General features: G+C 32.8%; 19 protein-coding genes. 9 read left to right on the top strand and 10 right to left on the bottom strand.

Annotated elements, in window-relative coordinates; translation table 11 throughout:
* Positions 1 to 45: 45 nt before the first annotated feature.
* On the top strand, positions 46 to 648 hold the full coding sequence (locus ABD963_RS12380; RefSeq protein ID WP_345277297.1) for a YdeI/OmpD-associated family protein: 603 nt from the start codon (positions 46 to 48) through the stop codon (positions 646 to 648).
* Between the two features lie 117 nt (positions 649 to 765).
* On the opposite strand, the gene yajC is transcribed toward ABD963_RS12380, so the two are convergent.
* From yajC to nusB, 3 genes are all read right to left on the bottom strand, one after another.
* On the bottom strand, positions 766 to 1,053 hold the full coding sequence (gene yajC / locus ABD963_RS12375) for a preprotein translocase subunit YajC (protein ID WP_345277296.1): 288 nt from the start codon (positions 1,051 to 1,053) through the stop codon (positions 766 to 768).
* A 14-nt stretch (positions 1,054 to 1,067) separates the two neighbouring features.
* Complete coding sequence (locus ABD963_RS12370) at positions 1,068 to 1,622, bottom strand: DUF1573 domain-containing protein (RefSeq protein ID WP_345277295.1); 555 nt, start codon at positions 1,620 to 1,622, stop codon at positions 1,068 to 1,070.
* A gap of 103 nt (positions 1,623 to 1,725) precedes the next feature.
* Positions 1,726 to 2,670, bottom strand: a complete 945-nt coding sequence (gene nusB, locus ABD963_RS12365; protein WP_345277294.1) for a transcription antitermination factor NusB — start codon at positions 2,668 to 2,670, stop codon at positions 1,726 to 1,728.
* Positions 2,671 to 2,877: 207 nt separating this feature from the next.
* On the opposite strand from nusB, the gene ABD963_RS12360 reads away from it, so the two are divergent.
* Together ABD963_RS12360 and ABD963_RS12355 are read left to right on the top strand one after the other, a co-directional pair.
* Positions 2,878 to 4,629 (top strand): ABC transporter ATP-binding protein, encoded by a 1,752-nt coding sequence (locus ABD963_RS12360; RefSeq protein ID WP_345277293.1) that lies wholly within the window; start codon positions 2,878 to 2,880, stop codon positions 4,627 to 4,629.
* 142 nt (positions 4,630 to 4,771) lie between these two features.
* Complete coding sequence (locus tag ABD963_RS12355) at positions 4,772 to 5,149, top strand: PUR family DNA/RNA-binding protein (protein ID WP_345277292.1); 378 nt, start codon at positions 4,772 to 4,774, stop codon at positions 5,147 to 5,149.
* 67 nt (positions 5,150 to 5,216) lie between these two features.
* On the opposite strand, the gene ABD963_RS12350 is transcribed toward ABD963_RS12355, so the two are convergent.
* Complete coding sequence (locus tag ABD963_RS12350) at positions 5,217 to 5,552, bottom strand: tRNA-binding protein (protein WP_345277291.1); 336 nt, start codon at positions 5,550 to 5,552, stop codon at positions 5,217 to 5,219.
* A 47-nt stretch (positions 5,553 to 5,599) separates the two neighbouring features.
* Here ABD963_RS12350 and ABD963_RS12345 point away from each other — a divergent pair, with 47 nt between their 5' ends.
* A complete protein-coding gene (locus ABD963_RS12345; protein ID WP_345277290.1) occupies positions 5,600 to 6,163 on the top strand; it encodes a thioredoxin family protein in 564 nt (187 codons plus the stop codon).
* Here the strand turns inward: ABD963_RS12345 and ABD963_RS12340 are convergent.
* The 4 genes from ABD963_RS12340 to ABD963_RS12325 form a co-directional block, all read right to left on the bottom strand.
* On the bottom strand, positions 6,158 to 6,640 hold the full coding sequence (locus tag ABD963_RS12340; protein ID WP_345277289.1) for a GNAT family N-acetyltransferase: 483 nt from the start codon (positions 6,638 to 6,640) through the stop codon (positions 6,158 to 6,160). The two genes, ABD963_RS12345 and ABD963_RS12340, sit on opposite strands and share 6 nt — an antisense overlap.
* 7 nt (positions 6,641 to 6,647) lie before the next feature.
* The gene (locus ABD963_RS12335; RefSeq protein WP_345277288.1) at positions 6,648 to 7,193 is read right to left on the bottom strand and encodes a YfiT family bacillithiol transferase; all 546 of its coding nucleotides are present in this window, start codon (positions 7,191 to 7,193) and stop codon (positions 6,648 to 6,650) included.
* Between the two features lie 61 nt (positions 7,194 to 7,254).
* On the bottom strand, positions 7,255 to 8,187 hold the full coding sequence (locus tag ABD963_RS12330) for a peptidylprolyl isomerase (RefSeq protein ID WP_345277287.1): 933 nt from the start codon (positions 8,185 to 8,187) through the stop codon (positions 7,255 to 7,257).
* Positions 8,188 to 8,269: 82 nt separating this feature from the next.
* Positions 8,270 to 10,474 carry a RecQ family ATP-dependent DNA helicase gene (locus ABD963_RS12325; protein WP_345277286.1) on the bottom strand — a complete coding sequence of 735 codons (2,205 nt, stop codon included), beginning with the start codon at positions 10,472 to 10,474 and terminating at the stop codon, positions 8,270 to 8,272.
* A 200-nt stretch (positions 10,475 to 10,674) separates the two neighbouring features.
* On the opposite strand from ABD963_RS12325, the gene ABD963_RS12320 reads away from it, so the two are divergent.
* Genes ABD963_RS12320 through lptB form a run of 4 tightly spaced genes read left to right on the top strand, consistent with a single transcriptional unit; the run spans position 10,675 to position 13,567 of the window.
* Complete coding sequence (locus tag ABD963_RS12320; protein ID WP_345277285.1) at positions 10,675 to 11,640, top strand: KpsF/GutQ family sugar-phosphate isomerase; 966 nt, start codon at positions 10,675 to 10,677, stop codon at positions 11,638 to 11,640.
* The gene (gene tatC / locus ABD963_RS12315) at positions 11,640 to 12,473 is read left to right on the top strand and encodes a twin-arginine translocase subunit TatC (RefSeq protein ID WP_345277284.1); all 834 of its coding nucleotides are present in this window, start codon (positions 11,640 to 11,642) and stop codon (positions 12,471 to 12,473) included. The genes ABD963_RS12320 and tatC overlap by 1 nt, the downstream gene beginning before the upstream one ends.
* Positions 12,457 to 12,804 (top strand): carboxymuconolactone decarboxylase family protein, encoded by a 348-nt coding sequence (locus ABD963_RS12310; RefSeq protein ID WP_345277283.1) that lies wholly within the window; start codon positions 12,457 to 12,459, stop codon positions 12,802 to 12,804. The genes tatC and ABD963_RS12310 overlap by 17 nt, the downstream gene beginning before the upstream one ends.
* 22 nt (positions 12,805 to 12,826) lie before the next feature.
* Positions 12,827 to 13,567 carry an LPS export ABC transporter ATP-binding protein gene (lptB, locus tag ABD963_RS12305; protein ID WP_345277282.1) on the top strand — a complete coding sequence of 247 codons (741 nt, stop codon included), beginning with the start codon at positions 12,827 to 12,829 and terminating at the stop codon, positions 13,565 to 13,567.
* A gap of 45 nt (positions 13,568 to 13,612) precedes the next feature.
* Here the strand turns inward: lptB and ABD963_RS12300 are convergent, their stop codons facing one another.
* Complete coding sequence (locus ABD963_RS12300) at positions 13,613 to 14,500, bottom strand: DUF808 domain-containing protein (RefSeq protein WP_345277281.1); 888 nt, start codon at positions 14,498 to 14,500, stop codon at positions 13,613 to 13,615.
* Between the two features lie 4 nt (positions 14,501 to 14,504).
* Entirely contained in the window at positions 14,505 to 15,263 is a 759-nt protein-coding gene (locus ABD963_RS12295; protein WP_345277280.1) for a CDP-alcohol phosphatidyltransferase family protein, read from the bottom strand.
* Between the two features lie 215 nt (positions 15,264 to 15,478).
* On the opposite strand from ABD963_RS12295, the gene ABD963_RS12290 reads away from it, so the two are divergent.
* Positions 15,479 to 16,567 (top strand): putative type IX sorting system protein PorV2, encoded by a 1,089-nt coding sequence (locus ABD963_RS12290; protein WP_425562812.1) that lies wholly within the window; start codon positions 15,479 to 15,481, stop codon positions 16,565 to 16,567.
* Positions 16,568 to 16,599 lie beyond the last annotated feature (32 nt).

Here is a 16,599-nt window from a genome sequence, read left to right as displayed (position 1 = left end):
CAAATCCATATATTAGATAATAAAAACCTCAAAATTTGAGCTACAATGAAAAAATTTCATTCTGTTGAAGATTATATTCAAGAGCATACGAATTTTAAAGAAGCTTTAGAGTATTTACGAAGTATTATAATTTCCACAGAACTTAGTGAATCGATTAAATGGTCTGCACCCGTTTACGACTTAAATGGTAAAAAAATACTGGGTTTAGGTGCTTTTAAAAACCATTTTGGTATTTGGTTTTTTAATGGGGTGTTTTTAAAAGACGAGCATAATTTATTAATAAATGCTCAAGAAAATAAAACCAAAGCGTTACGTCAAATGCGTTTTACATCGATTCATGACATAAATAAAAACATAGTATTAGCATATGTTAAGGAAGCTATTGAAAATCAAAAACTTGGTAAAGAAATAACAACAACCAAAACCACAAAAAAAGATATTGTTACACCTGCAGAGTTAAAAAAGGAATTAGATAGTAGCGCAAAATTATTTGACGCCTTTAAAGGATTAACACCGAGTAAACAAAACGAGTATTGTGAATATATTATTAGTGCAAAACGTGAAGCCTCCAAACAAACTCGACTTAAAAAAATTAAACCTATGATTTTACAAGGTATAGGTTTAAATGATAAATATAGAAATTGTTAGTTTTATAAAAACAAATTTCATCTAAATTGTGAAAATCCCCAAGTGACTAAATGCTATAACTATTAAAAAAAGCCTCCATCTCTGGAAGCTTTTTATACCGTTTATTAAAATTGACCTTTATTTTGAGGGTTCATTGAGTTTTGTGCTCATTTCCATCGAAATTGCCGAACGTTCAAACTTTAACTTTCCAGACATAGTCTCTATTACGCAACTACCATCTTTATCGTTTAGTTCAAAGATTTTTCCGTGCAATCCACTTTTAGTAACTACCCTATCGCCACGTTTTAGTTCGGCAGCAAATTTCTTTTCTTTTTTGGCGCGTTTCATTTGAGGTGCTATCATAAAAAAATAAACTACCACAAACATTAATATGATAGGCAAAAAACCACCCATTCCTTCTCCCATTATTTTATTTGTTTTTAATCGTGATTATGACCTTCGTGACCTGGTTGTGTACTGGACTTTACCTGTTGTACAGAAGGGTTCATTACTGGTGTTGAAACCGCGTTGTTTGCAGCTGGTGTATTAGGGTCTGGTTTAACAAACGCCATAATTTTTACCATTTCGCTTCCTCTCTCGGTATTAGCTGTTACTGTGATGGTTTTAGTAACTTTATTAGTACCACTTCCATTAAATTTAACAGTAAATTGACCTTCCGCTCCTGGTGCCAATGGTTCTCTGCTCCAATCTTGAGGCACGGTACAACCACACGAACTTTTAATATCTGTTATTACTAAAGGTGCATCACCTGTATTTTTGTATTTAAAAACAGTTTCAACTGCAGTTCTAGCTTCAATTTCGCCAAAATCATGCTCTGTTTTATCAAATTCAATTACTGGAAATTTAGATGCACTGGCATCTCTTACAGCTGCTTCAGCTAAATTACTTTCTTCAATTTTTTTGGCAGCATTCTCTTTACATGATGTAAAAGCGATCAGGCATAACGCACTTAATCCTAGTATTATTTTTTTCATAATAATTGTTTAAATATTGATTTGGTTTTGTAAAAATAGTAATTATTTAATCGATTAAAAACTTTTAAGTTCTTCTTAACAGAAATATGGGTTTTTATTTTGCTTACAATAAGCCTCGTCCTATTTTTTTAAGTTCTCCTGAAACTTCATATTCCTTGACCAATTTATCTAAAATACCATTGATAAAGATGCTACTTTTAGGCGTTGAGTATTCCTTTGATATTTCCAAATACTCATTTATGGTTACTTTTACGGGTATTGACGGAAAATTTTTAATCTCACATATGGCCATTTGCAATAATACATAATCCACATTAGCAATTCGATCACTGTCCCAATTCTGGGTTTTTTTATCAATTTCATTGTTAATAGCCGTTCTGTTTAATAATGTTTTCTTAAACAAATCGATGGCAAATTGCTTATCATCCATATCCTTGTAAAGTTTTGGAGTAAAATGATTCATAGAAGAAGTTTCCTTAACTTTACGCAAAAGTTTTAAAATAGTGGTGTTAACCGTCGGAAGATCGTCCAACCAAGTTAGATTTTTGTCTTCTATATAATCATAAAGTTTCTCACTAGGAGCTATAACATCCTTGTAAATATCTACAATAAAATCCTTATCTTCCCTAAAGTCAGAAACTTTGGTTTTCATATAATCTTCATACAAATTACTAGATATTATGGCTTTAAAAATGATATCAACATATTCTTCATCTAGATCCCAATTATTAATTTTATAAGTATCCAATTGATTTTTAAGCACTGAATTTTCACTTAAATTTTTAAGCAATTGGTTGTTTACAAACTTTCTATTCGGATTTTTATCTTCTTTAGTAGCTAAATGCTTTTTCTGTTTTTTTTGTAAGTCTTTTTCCGCTCTTTTTTGAACTTCAATTATCAAAGAAATCAACAACAAGTACAAATTGTACATATTGTCAATACTAAACAGTAGAAACTTTTGGTCTTTACCAAAATCATCACTCTCGCCACCCTTAAAGGCATATAGGGTTTGCATAACTTTTACGCGAATATGTCTTCTGTTTAGCATAATTAGAAAGAACTTAAATTATAAATGATGAAACATTTTGATGATTTTCACCTTGCAAAAATAATACTATATTTAAATTAAAATAGTATTTATCCATTTTAATTAACCCTATTACTTTAAGCTTTATTTAACAATTTGTTTTAAAGGAAGCCCGGTTTTAGTTATCATTATTACCCTATATTTGTGGTTCTATCTTTACGATATTTAATGAGAGAATTACAGCATTTAAATAAATACTTTTTAAAATATAAATCACAACTTTTTATAGGCATCATCATTACTATAGTTGCCCGATTGTTTCTACTTTATACCCCCAGATATGTAAAGCAGATTTTTGTTATTATCGAAAATTTTTCGGCAAATATCATAACCAAGGAAGTATTTAGATCACAACTAACTGAAGCTATTCTATACATTGTTGGGGCTGCAATAATAGGTGGTGTTTTAACTTTTTTTATGAGACAATATATCATAAATGTTTCCAGATATATTGAGTTCGACTTAAAAAATGAAGTTTACCAGCAGTACCAAAAGCTCTCTTTGAATTTTTACAAAAAAAACAGGACAGGTGATTTAATGAACCGAATTACCGAAGACGTAAGTAGAGTACGTATGTATGCAGGCCCCGCCATTATGTATAGTATCAACACGATAACTTTGTTCATAATTGTAATTATTTACATGATGAAAGCTTCACCAAAACTAACACTATATACCATAGTGCCATTGCCTATTTTATCTATTATAATTTATAAACTAAGTAAAGAGATACACAAACGCAGTACGATAGTTCAAGAGTACCTATCAAAATTATCAACGTTTACTCAAGAATCTTTCAGTGGTATATCTGTTATAAAAGCTTATGGCATAGAGCCGCAAACATCTGCAAATTTTAAAGACTTAGCTGATGGTAGTAAAGAAAAACAAATAAGTTTAGCTAGGGTTCAGGCTTGGTTTTTCCCCACTATGATATTGCTTATTGGTGTGAGTAACTTATTGGTAATTTATATAGGTGGTATGCAATACATTAATGGTGAAATTGAAAGTATTGGCACCATAGCAGAGTTTATAATTTATGTAAATATGCTCACTTGGCCTGTGGCAACCGTGGGTTGGGTAACTTCAATTGTGCAACAGGCGGAAGCTTCCCAAAAACGGATTAATGAGTTTTTAAAGTTTGAACCAGAAATTAAAAACCCTACCGATATTCCCTCAAAAATTAATGGCAACATTACTTTTAAAAATGTGTCCTTCACTTATGATGACACTAATATCCAAGCCCTTAACAACCTAAGTTTCCATATAAAAGAGGGAGAAACGCTGGCTATTCTTGGGAAAACAGGTTCAGGAAAATCAACTATCTTAGATTTAATAGGCAGATTGTATGATATCGATGAAGGTAGTATACTTATTGATGATACTGAGATTAATCTCGTTAATTTGGAAAACTTAAGAGATAGTATTGGTTATGTGCCTCAAGATGCCTTTTTGTTTTCTGATAGCATTAAAAACAATATAAAATTTGGGAAACAAGATGCTACTGATGAAGAAGTAATTGAAGCTGCAAAAAATGCCCAGGTACATAAAAATATAATCGCTTTTAATAATGGTTATGATACCAAATTGGGGGAACGTGGCATTACGCTTTCAGGTGGTCAGAAACAGCGTGTGTCCATTGCAAGGGCCATAATCAAGTCTCCAAAAATCTTATTATTTGATGATTGCTTATCTGCTGTTGATACTGAGACCGAAGAAAAAATATTAAATAACCTAACCAAACTTACCAAAGGAAAAACATCCATTATTGTAAGCCATAGGGTCTCTTCAGCAAAAAATGCAGATAAAATCATAGTTTTAGATAATGGCAAAATTGTTCAAGAGGGAACCCATGATACCTTAATTAATATAGATGGGTATTACAAACACCTTTATTTAAAACAATTAAGCGAAACCTTTTAAAAAATTCGATGAGTATTTTTTATTCAATTAAATGCAATAAAAAGTAATATTTAAAAAAGAAACTTTAAAAATTGTTGGTTAGTATCGGTTTTTTTTAGATTTTTGGTTTAATAATGATAACTAAACAAATTTCAATTCAAATATGAATAATAACGACATGATGGAGAAAGAGGAAATTTTTTCGAAAGTATTAAGAGCTGGGAGACGCACCTATTTTTTTGATGTAAGAGCCACTAAGGCAGATGATTATTACTTAACAATTACTGAAAGTAAAAAATTCACTAATGATGATGGATCTTATCATTACAAAAAGCATAAAATTTATATTTATAAAGAAGATTTTACAGAGTTTAAAGACATTCTTGCTGAAATGACTGATTATATCATAAATGAAAAAGGAGATGAAGTCATAAGTGAGCGTCACCAAAAAGACTTCAAAAAAGAATATGAAGATAACTCAGAAGAAATAGAGACAAAAACTCCAGAAAGTTTTACTGATATTGATTTTGATGATATATAATTGATTCCAAATAAAAATAATTACATCCGTTACCTTTAAAATGTAACGGATTTTTTATGCTTGAAAGTTAACTTACCTCACTTCCATTTTTAACACTGTTTTCAGGATTTAACAAGATAACATCTTTTCCATTTACAGCACCCAAAACCAAACACTCACTCATAAATTTAGCTATTTGCTTTTTGGTAAAATTTACAACTGCCACGACTTGCTTGTTAAGCAAATCTTCCTTTTTGTAAAGTGTTGTAATTTGAGCTGAGGACTTTTTAATGCCCAAATCTCCAAAATCGATTGTTAATTGATAAGCAGGATTTTTGGCCTCAGGAAAATCATTAACTTCAATAATAGTCCCAACCCGTAAGTCTACTTTGGTAAAATCATCAAAAGTTATGGTCTCATTCATTTTCTAAAAATACAAATTATCCCGAACTTTGAGTAAAACTTTTAATTATGGCACGCACTCCTTCAAATATGGTTCCATTGGGAACCAAAGCGCCTGAGTTTAAATTGTATGACACGGTTTCTAAAAAAATGGTATCACTTAGAGAGTTGAAAGGGAAACAAGGAACCGTCATCATGTTTATTTGTAACCATTGTCCTTTTGTAATTCATATTAACTCACAATTAGTTGCTATTGCAAATGAATACTCCAAAAAAGACCTATCGTTTATTGCGATTTCCAGTAATGATGTGGTAAATTATCCGCAAGATTCTCCCGAAAAAATGACGATTCATGCCAAGGAAAACAATTACCCATTTCCTTATTTGTATGATGAAACCCAAGAAGTTGCCAAAGCATATGATGCTGCTTGCACGCCCGATTTATATGTTTTTGATGACCATTTGAAATTAACTTACAGAGGGCAATTAGATGATTCGAGACCTGGAAATGGCCTACCCGTGACTGGTAAAGATTTAAGGCACGCTCTAAATTGCCTGATTACTAACAAAGAAAATACCGAACCCCAAAAACCAAGTATTGGTTGTAATATTAAGTGGAAAAATTCATTATAAATTCAACTGCCAAAACCCAACATCGAGCCATTTATTAAACTTAAACCCTACTTCTTTTAAATGTGCCACTTGTTTAAACCCAAATTTTTCATGAAGTTTAACGCTTACTTCATTAGGTAAAGTCAATACTCCTAAAACCACATGGTAGTTTTCTTTTTTAAGTAACTTTAATAGTTCTTCATACAACAACGAACCTATTTGTTTTCCATGTTGGCCATGTTTCACATATATCGTAGATTCAACAGTATTATTATAAGCAGGTTTGGGCCTAAATTTACTTCCGTAAGCATAGCCTAAAAGCTCGTCATTTTCCTCAAAAACCAAAAAGGGGTAATGATTGTTTATTGTGGTCACTTTTTCCAAAAACGTTTCAAAAGTAACAGCCACATCATCAAAAGTGGCAACAGAATTTAAAACATAATGGTTATAAATTTCCAAAAGTTGTTGCGTGTCTTTTATTTCAAATGGTCGTATCATCGATTATTTAAAACCAATTATTGCGTTTAATTAAATGTTCTATATGTGCATAATGATGGCTACTGTGCCAAGCATACATACCAACATTGTTTTTTAAAACAACTTCAGAGTTGGTTTCAGGGTGTATGAAACTTTTGTTTAAATCCTCATCAGATAATCCTTTTAATAAATAAACCAACTTAAAATGGATAGCCCTTAAATGAAGTAAGGACATATTAATGGGTGCTTTTTTGGCATCAAATAGTTCTGCCCAACGGTCTTCATAATAGGCTTTAATTACAGGTTTATCCTCGGTTAAAGCCCATTTGAAACGTGCATAACTATGATGATGGCTGTCGGATAAATGATGAACGACCTGTCTTACAGTCCAACCTCCGGGTCTGTAAGGCATATTTAATTGTTCATCTGAAAGGTTTAAAACCAGTTTCTCCAAACGGTCTGGAAAATGCTCTAAAATGGAAATCCAACTTTCAATATGTTGCATTGAAATATTACTTGGACAATCAAATTTTCCGATAGGGTATTTTAGTTTTTGTAGTTCTTGGTTTGTCATATATAAATATAAAGAAAGCACCTTAATTGAGGTGCTTTCTTTATAAAAAAGTATATTAAATTTACTTAACTTCCATTAATTCTACATCAAAAATTAAAGTAGCATTGGGGGGAATAACGCCGCCAGCACCTCTACTGCCATATCCTAAATGACTTGGTATAACAAAGCGAGCTTTATCCCCAACTTTTAATAGTTGAATACCTTCATCCCATCCAGAAATCACTTGGCCCATTCCTAAAAGAAAATCAATAGGCTCATTGCGTTTGTAAGAAGAATCGAAAATCGTACCATCTTGTAGTTGACCTTTATAATGCACAGAAACCGTCTTACCTTTTTCAGCTTTGGCGCCATTTCCATTTTGGATAATTTGGTAACGTAAACCACTTTCTGTTTTTTTAAAGCCAGTAGCAATTTTATCTAAAGCAATTTCGGCAGCTTTCTTCTCTTCAGCTAATCTCTTTTCTCTAGATCCCTCAAAAGTTCTAAACGCTTCAACAGCATTAAAAGATTCGGCATCTTTACCAACGCGAATAATTTCCAATGTTTCAATTTTATCGCCTTGGGCAATAGCATCAACCACCTCTTGCCCATGCTCTACTTTCCCAAAAACCGTATGGTTATTATCTAACCAAGGCGTTTCGACATGGGTAATAAAAAATTGGCTACCATTTGTTCCAGGGCCTGCATTGGCCATAGAAAGTATCCCTGGGCCATCGTGCTTTAAATCTGGATGAAACTCATCATCAAATTTATAACCTGGGTTACCAGCACCTGTCCCTTGTGGGCAACCTCCTTGAATCATGAAATCTGGGATAACCCTGTGAAACTTTAGTCCATCATAATAGGGTTCCCCTTGGGGCTTTACCTTATTTTCTAAATTTCCTTCTGCCAAAGCGACAAAGTTACCTACCGTTCCTGGTGTTTTTTTAAATTCCAAAGCAACCAAGATTTCTCCCTTTGTTGTGTTGAATTTTGCGTATAAACCGTCTTGCATTGTTCTAATTTTTTAAGAAAGTGCAAAGATAGGAAATGAAGCTTGATGACCGAAGCTTGAAACCATATAGTTTTAAGAAAATTTAATTGGCTACTTCACTAATGAATTTTATTCTGTAAAGTCGTAATTCTTCATCATCATAATCTCCATCAAATTCTTTTATGGCCTTTTCTATACTATCAGAATCGGAATCCATAAAATAATCATGGATTTCCTCTTGTTGATCTTCATCAAATATTTCATCAATCCAATAGTTTATGTTGAGCTTGGTTCCAGAATAAACAATGGCCTCCATTTCTTTGATAAACTCTTCCATGGACATGCCTTTTGAGGAGGCTATATCATCCAATGGTAGTTTTCTATCAATATTTTGGATTATGTAAAGTTTATTTGTAGAATTACTTCCTGTTGATTTAACAACCAAATCGTCAGGGCGAATGATATCGTTTTCTTCAACATAGCTAGCTATTAATTCAACGAAATCTTTACCATATTTTTTGGCCTTTCCTTCTCCTACACCATGTACATTTGCTAATTCTGTTAAGTTTATAGGATATTTTAAAGCCATATCTTCTAAAGAAGGATCCTGAAAAATTACAAATGGTGGCACACCCAATTTTTTAGCATTTTTTTTACGCAAATCCTTAAGTATGCTCATTAAAACCTCATCTGCGACAGCTCCTTCGCCTTTTGCAGCTGTAATGATGCTGCCATCGTCTTGTTCACCATCAAAAATATGGTCTTCGGTCATCATGAAAGACTCGGGGTTATTAATGAAATTTTTACCTTCTTTAGTAAGTTTAATGATACCGTAAGTTTCGATATCCTTTTTAAGATATCCAGCAACCAGTAATTGCCTTAATAGGGCCATCCAAAACTTTTTGTCTTTATTGTTTCCTTTACCAAAAAATTCCTGTTCGTTGGTTTTATGTGAATTTATTAAGGCATTCTCCTTACCCGTTATAACATGAACCAAATCTTTGGATTTATATTTTTCGTTGGTTTTCTCAATAGTTTCCATTAATATAACAGCCTCATCCTTGGCTTCGTGTTTCTTTTTTGGGTGACGTATATTGTCATCCATATCGCCACCTTCACCTGTTTCATTATCAAACTCTTCACCAAAATAATGCAAAATGAATTTTCTTCGAGATATGGATGTTTCGGCGAAAGCAACAACTTCTTGCAACAACGCTTGACCAATTTCTTGTTCAGCTACTGGCTTACCAGACATGAATTTTTCTAATTTTTCTATGTCCTTGTAAGAGTAGTATGCCAAACAATGACCTTCTCCACCATCGCGTCCTGCTCTTCCAGTTTCTTGGTAATAGCTTTCAATACTCTTTGGAATATCATGATGAATTACAAACCGCACATCAGGTTTATCTATTCCCATACCAAAGGCTATGGTTGCCACAACCACATCAATATCCTCCATCAAAAACTTATCTTGATGATTGGATCTGGATTTAGCATCCAATCCAGCATGGTAAGGCACGGCTTTAATACCATTTACTTGAAGTACTTGCGCTAATTCCTCGACACGCTTCCTGCTTAAGCAATATACAATCCCCGATTTACCTTCGTGTTGTTTGATAAATCGAATAATATCGGCATCAACATTTTTGGTTTTTGGACGTACTTCGTAATATAAATTGGGTCTGTTAAAAGAGGCTTTGAAAGTTTTAGCACCTGTAATTCCTAGATTTTTAATGATATCCTCTTGAACTTTTGGCGTTGCAGTAGCCGTTAAACCGATAATGGGTATGTTATCACCTATTCTACCTATGATGTTTTTTAAATTTCTATATTCTGGTCTAAAATCGTGCCCCCATTCACTTATGCAATGAGCTTCATCAATTGCCATAAAAGATACTTTTACCGAACGCAGAAAATCTACATTCTCTTCTTTAGTCAAAGATTCCGGTGCTACATAAAGAAGCTTGGTAATACCTTTTATAATATCTTCCTTAACTCGTTTTACCTCGGTTTTATTTAATGAGGAATTTAAAACGTGTGCGATACCTTCTTCATTAGAAACACCTCTAATGGCATCCACTTGATTTTTCATTAATGCAATCAACGGCGAAACCACAATAGCTGTCCCTTCTTGCATTAAAGCCGGTAATTGATAACAGAGTGATTTTCCACCACCCGTTGGCATGATTACAAATGTATGGTTACCAGACAATATACTTTCTACAACATCTTCTTGAAGTCCTTTGAATTTACTAAATCCAAAATATTTTTTTAATGCAGCATGTAAGTCACCTTTTGCTATTGACATGAATAATATAAAATTGATTTACTTATTTAAAACTCCAAAAACATTAAAATCTTTTATTCATTAATTTAATAATGCAATTGAAGTACCCTCATATTTTTTTCGTTAGTTTTGTAACGAAAATCCAAATTATACAGAAATTAAATTTGGCTATCATTAAAGATAACAAAATCTTTAAAAACTCAACAAAAAAATAATAAATTTTGAAAGACAAAAAATCTATTATTGAAATAGCAAAGCAAACCATCCAACTGGAAAGTGAAGCGATTTTTAACTTGTCTAAACTTATAACTGATGATTTTACCAAGGCTGTCGAACTTATATATAGCTCCAAAGGACGAGTTATTATCACAGGAATAGGTAAAAGTGCTATTATTGCCAATAAAATTGTAGCGACTTTAAATTCTACAGGAACGCCTGCAATATTTATGCATGCAGCCGATGCCATTCATGGAGATTTAGGTCTTATTTTAAAAGATGATGTTGTAATTTGTTTATCCAAAAGCGGTAATACACCAGAAATTAAAGTGTTGGTACCATTAATTAAAAGTGCGAAAAATAAAATAATTGCTATTACTGGAAATAAAGATTCCTTTCTTGGCCAACATGCCGATTATATTTTAAATGCATTTGTTAAAAAAGAGGCTTGCCCAAATAATTTAGCGCCTACAACTAGTACAACAGCCCAATTGGTTTTAGGCGATGCGTTAGCGGTATGTTTGCTTGAATTACGAGGTTTTTCTAGTAACGATTTTGCAAAATATCACCCAGGTGGTGCATTAGGTAAAAAATTGTATTTAAGGGTTCAAGATATTTCTTCGATTAATGAAAAACCAAGAGTATTTGCAGATGCTAGTATTAAAAATGTTATTGTGGAAATAACCGCAAAAATGCTTGGAGTAACTGCTGTTGTAGAAAATGATAAAATTATTGGTATTATTACAGATGGAGATTTAAGGAGGATGTTAACCAAAGTAGATGATTTTTCCAATTTAACTGCAAAAGATATTATGGGCGCAAACCCAAAATGTATAGATGCCAATGCTATGGCTGTTGATGCCCTTGAGCTCATGGAAGTAAACGACATATCGCAATTATTGGTTGAAGAGGATGGAAAATATGCAGGTGTAGTACATCTACACGATTTAATAAAAGAAGGTATTATATAATGGCGAAAAAGGATATTAATGAGATGTCTTTTTTAGATCATCTTGAAGATTTACGTTGGCACTTAATTAGAATTTGTACTGCCATAATTATTGTAGCAACTCTAGCTTTTATTTTTAGTCGAATAATCTTTGAAGATATCATTTTTGCACCTCTTCACATGAGTTTTCCAACCTATCATTTTTTATGTGAAGCAGCAAATTATTTGGGGGTTAATACCACGTTTTGTGCTGAGGAAATGCCCATGATTATCCAAAACCGGACCATGGCAGGACAATTTTCTGCTGATATTTGGACATCTATTCTTGCAGGTTTTGTGATTTCATTCCCTTACGTTATTTATCAATTATGGAAATTCATAAGTCCTGGTTTACATGAAACTGAACGTAAACATTCGCGAGGTTTCATTATTATATCCTCATTACTATTCTTTATGGGTGTGCTGTTTGGTTATTACATTGTTACCCCATTATCCTTAAATTTTTTAGCAAATTATAGTATTTCCGATATTGTAGATAATCAAATTGACATCAGTTCTTACATTGCCTTGGTTCGGTCATCAGCTCTGGCATCTGGCTTGATTTTTGAACTTCCAATTATCATCTATTTCTTAACAAAAATAGGCTTAGTAACTCCAGAAGTTTTGAAAAAGTATCGCAAATATGCCTTAGTAATCGTATTGATTCTCTCAGCCATTATTACACCACCAGATATCGCAAGTCAAGTTATAGTAGCCATCCCCATTTTAATATTGTACCAAGTAAGTATTTATATTTCCAAAATAGTGGTGAGAAACCAAAAACGTAAAGAGAAAAAACATGTCAGACCTAGTTAAAGAATTTGATGATTATCGTGCTAAAATGAATGATAAAATTTTAGCTGATAATAATAAAATAATTAAGCGTATTTTTAATTTAGACACCAATGCTTACACCGATGGTGCATTAGATGTTAAAACCAAAGAACTTCTGGGTTTAGTAGCATCAGCTGTTTTACGCTGCGATGATTGCGTAAAATACCACTTAGAAACTAGTTATAAAATAGGTTTGAAAAAAGAAGAAGTTGTTGAAGCACTAAGTATAGCTACTTTGGTAGGTGGCACCATTGTAATACCACATTTGCGTCGTGCTTACGAATTTTGGGACGCCTTGGAAGCCAATAATTAAATAATAATTACGTTATTGAAATATGATTTTAAAAGCCGAAAATTTAATGAAGTCCTACAGTGGGCGAAAAGTTGTAAAAGATGTTTCCCTTAAGGTTGAACAAGGTGAAATTGTAGGACTTTTAGGGCCAAATGGCGCTGGAAAAACGACTTCTTTTTACATGATTGTTGGCTTAATTAAACCCAATGGTGGTCATATTTATTTAGACAATACGGACATTACCAAATACCCCATGTACAAACGTGCTCAAAACGGTATTGGATATTTAGCTCAGGAAGCCTCCGTTTTTAGAAAATTAAGCATAGAAGATAATATTTTGAGTGTTTTACAACTTACCAAGCTTAGCAAAAAAGAACAGCACTACAAAATGGAATCTCTTATTGAGGAATTTGGTTTAAATCACATCCGTAAAAATCGTGGTGATTTATTGTCTGGCGGTGAACGCCGTCGTACTGAAATTGCCCGAGCTTTAGCTACCGATCCAAATTTTATTTTACTAGATGAACCTTTTGCAGGTGTAGATCCCGTAGCCGTTGAAGATATCCAACGTATTGTGGCACAACTAACAAAAAAAAATATAGGAATTTTAATTACTGACCATAACGTACAGGAAACTTTAGCTATTACCGACAGAACGTATTTGATGTTTGAAGGAAGCATCCTAAAAGCTGGTGAACCTGAAGAATTGGCTAACGATGCCATGGTACGTAAAGTCTATTTAGGTCAAAACTTTGAGCTTCGTAAGAAAAAAATTCGCGATTAAAAGCTAAGCATAATAGGTTTATTTTGAAGTAGCCTATTTTATGAACTAACCTTTAATGGTTTTTAATATAAATGTAATTCCTTTTACCAGAATTAAAGCCATTAAACCTATAATGATACCTACTAAAAATTCCTTAAGAATTACTGGCAAATTAATCGGATTGGTGATGTGATGTATAATTTTTACATTGTGTATGAAAATACCACCTGCAACCAAAAGCAAAGCGATAGTACCAATTATTGATAAGCTTTTTATAATTATTGGCAGTGTTTTTATCAATAAGTTACCAAACCAAAACGAAATCCCATTTTCACTTATATTAACGAGTTTTAATCCAAAATCATCCATCCTTACAATAAGTGCAACAATACCATAAACACCTATAGTTGCAATTACAGAAACTAAAGAAACTACCAAAATCTGAAACAAAATGGGTTTGCCAATAACAGTGCCTAATGCAATAATTATAATTTCAACGGATAAAATAAAATCTGTGAAAATTGCTGATTTTATTTTGCTCTTTTCGTTTTCAAGCACTGCTTCCTTTGGTAAATTCTTAATTTCTCTACCTACACTTTTTATTTCTTTTTTCGGTTTAGGATGAAAAAAATATTGATATATTTTTTCAACCCCTTCATAAGCTAAATAAACACCACCCAGAACTAATGCAATGGTAATGCCAATGGGTACAAAGGCACTTAGTAAAAAGGCAATGGGTAAAATAATGAGCTTATTGAGTGCAGAACCTTTTGTGATTGCCCATAATACAGGGAGTTCTCTTGATGAAACAAAACCAGTTGCTTTTTCTGCATTAACAGCTAAATCATCGCCCAAAATACCAGCTGTCTTTTTTGTTGAAATTTTGGTCATTACAACAACATCATCCATGAGTGCCGCAATATCATCTAATAACGCAAAAAAACCTGATGCCATAAAATTAAATGTGTTTTGTAGTTAAATTGCCTAAAACAGACATGGTTATATAAAGTAAAATGATAATAGGAATAGCTGCAAAGCGCAAAACAATAAGAAGTACAACACACAAAATGATAAAAATATATCGGGTTATGTTATTTTTAAATGCATAATTTTTAAACTTTAAAGCAAAAAGTTTAATGTTTGAATTTAAAAGATAACAGCTTAAAATAGTTAATGTTATTAAAAACCATTTGTTTAAAATAAAGGCATTTAAGACATCATTGTTTTGAAACTCTAAAATCAAAGGCAATGAAATAATTAGTAAGGTATTTGCCGGTGTAGGCAAGCCTTTGAAATAGGTTTGTTGGTCTTCATCAATATTGAATTTAGCCAATCTGTAAGCCGATGCTAGCGTGATGGCTAATCCCAAAAGCGGTAGTAACGCTAACTTAAAGCCATAAAATTTCATGTTAGCATCCCAATCATTTGCATAATTTAAAACCGAAGCACTTTCGCTAACTAACTCTAAAAGCTTATACATCACCATTCCCGGAACTAATCCGCTGGTAACCATATCTGCAAGCGAATCCAATTGCAAACCCAATTCACTCTGCGCATTTAGTTTTCGGGCAGCAAACCCATCGAAAAAATCGAAAAATATACCTAAAAACACAAAAAAGGAAGCAATTATAAAATTGTCGTTAAACACAAAAATTACCGCAATACATCCGCAAAGTAAATTTAAAAGAGTTAGTGAGTTGGGTAAAATTTTCTTCATATTTTAATTTAATATTGTAAAAATAGTAAACAATTTCAGTCTAAAGCAATATCTGTAATAATTTCAAGTTTATAGGTTTAAATATTATGTGCATCTTTCCTGTGTAAAAGTTAATTGTTTTAAATTTGTCACAGGTAACCTCCGTTTAAATTTTTCATGTGTTTTGAAAATATTTACACCTGAAAAATTTATGTCGGTTTGTAAAAAAATTGCAATTGAGACTTTACATAACTGCATTGTTTTTTGTTGTATCTAATTCAATATTCAGTCAAACCGTAAGGAAATATTCCAACGAGTTTATGAATATTGGTGTAGATGCTGCTGCTTTGGGCATGAGTAGTGCTGTAACCTCACACACAGCCGATGTTAATTCTGGGTATTGGAATCCTGCTGGATTACTGAAACTCGAAGACAATCAATTAGCATTAATGCATTCCAGTTATTTTGCAAATATTGCTAATTACGACTATGCGGCTTTTGCCATGCCTTTAGACAATGAAAGTGCTGTTGGAATTTCATTAATTCGATTTGCGGTTGATGATATTTTGAACACTACCCAACTTATCGACGAACAAGGTAATATTAATTACGATCGAATCAGTTTATTCTCTACTGCAGACTATGGGCTCACCTTTTCATATGCACGTTCTCTGCCCGTGCAAGGTTTAAATTATGGCGTAAATGCAAAAGTTATTAGAAGAATTATTGGCGATTTTGCTTCATCTTGGGGTTTTGGTCTGGATTTTGGTATTCAGTTTGAAACTAATAACAATTGGAGATTCGGACTTATGGCTCGCGATATTACAACCACTTTTAATGCTTGGGCCATAAATGAAGATGAGTTTGCTAAAATTCAAAATGCGGTTGCCGGACAAAATCAAGAGTTGCCTGAAACTACTGAAATCACGATTCCTAAACTGCAAATTGGAGTTTCTAAACTAGTTGATTTTAACTACGACTATACCCTACTAACTGCCATTAATTTAAATGTGCGTTTTGAAGAAAATAACGATATTATATCAACATCATTTGCTAGTGTAAACCCTGCTTTGGGTTTTGAATTTGGATATACTGATATGGTTTTTTTACGTGCTGGTGTAGGGAATTTTCAAAATGAAGCACAATTGGAGAATATTTCAGTTTCTCCAATTCCTGAAAAATTGACTTTTCAACCCAGTTTTGGTGTGGGCTTTAAATACAACGGTATTCAAATTGACTATGCTTTCACAGATATTGGCGACCAAAGTGTGGCACTATACTCCAACGTTTTTTCTTTAAAGCTTGATTTTGGTATTTTTAGATAAGCCCATAATGGGCATTTGGCAGACAATGGATA

The organism is Litoribaculum gwangyangense, assembly GCF_039543505.1.
Classification (GTDB): Bacteria; Bacteroidota; Bacteroidia; order Flavobacteriales; family Flavobacteriaceae; genus Litoribaculum; species Litoribaculum gwangyangense.
Note: the sequence above shows the minus strand (reverse complement) of the source record. Positions and strands in the feature narration are given on the sequence as shown.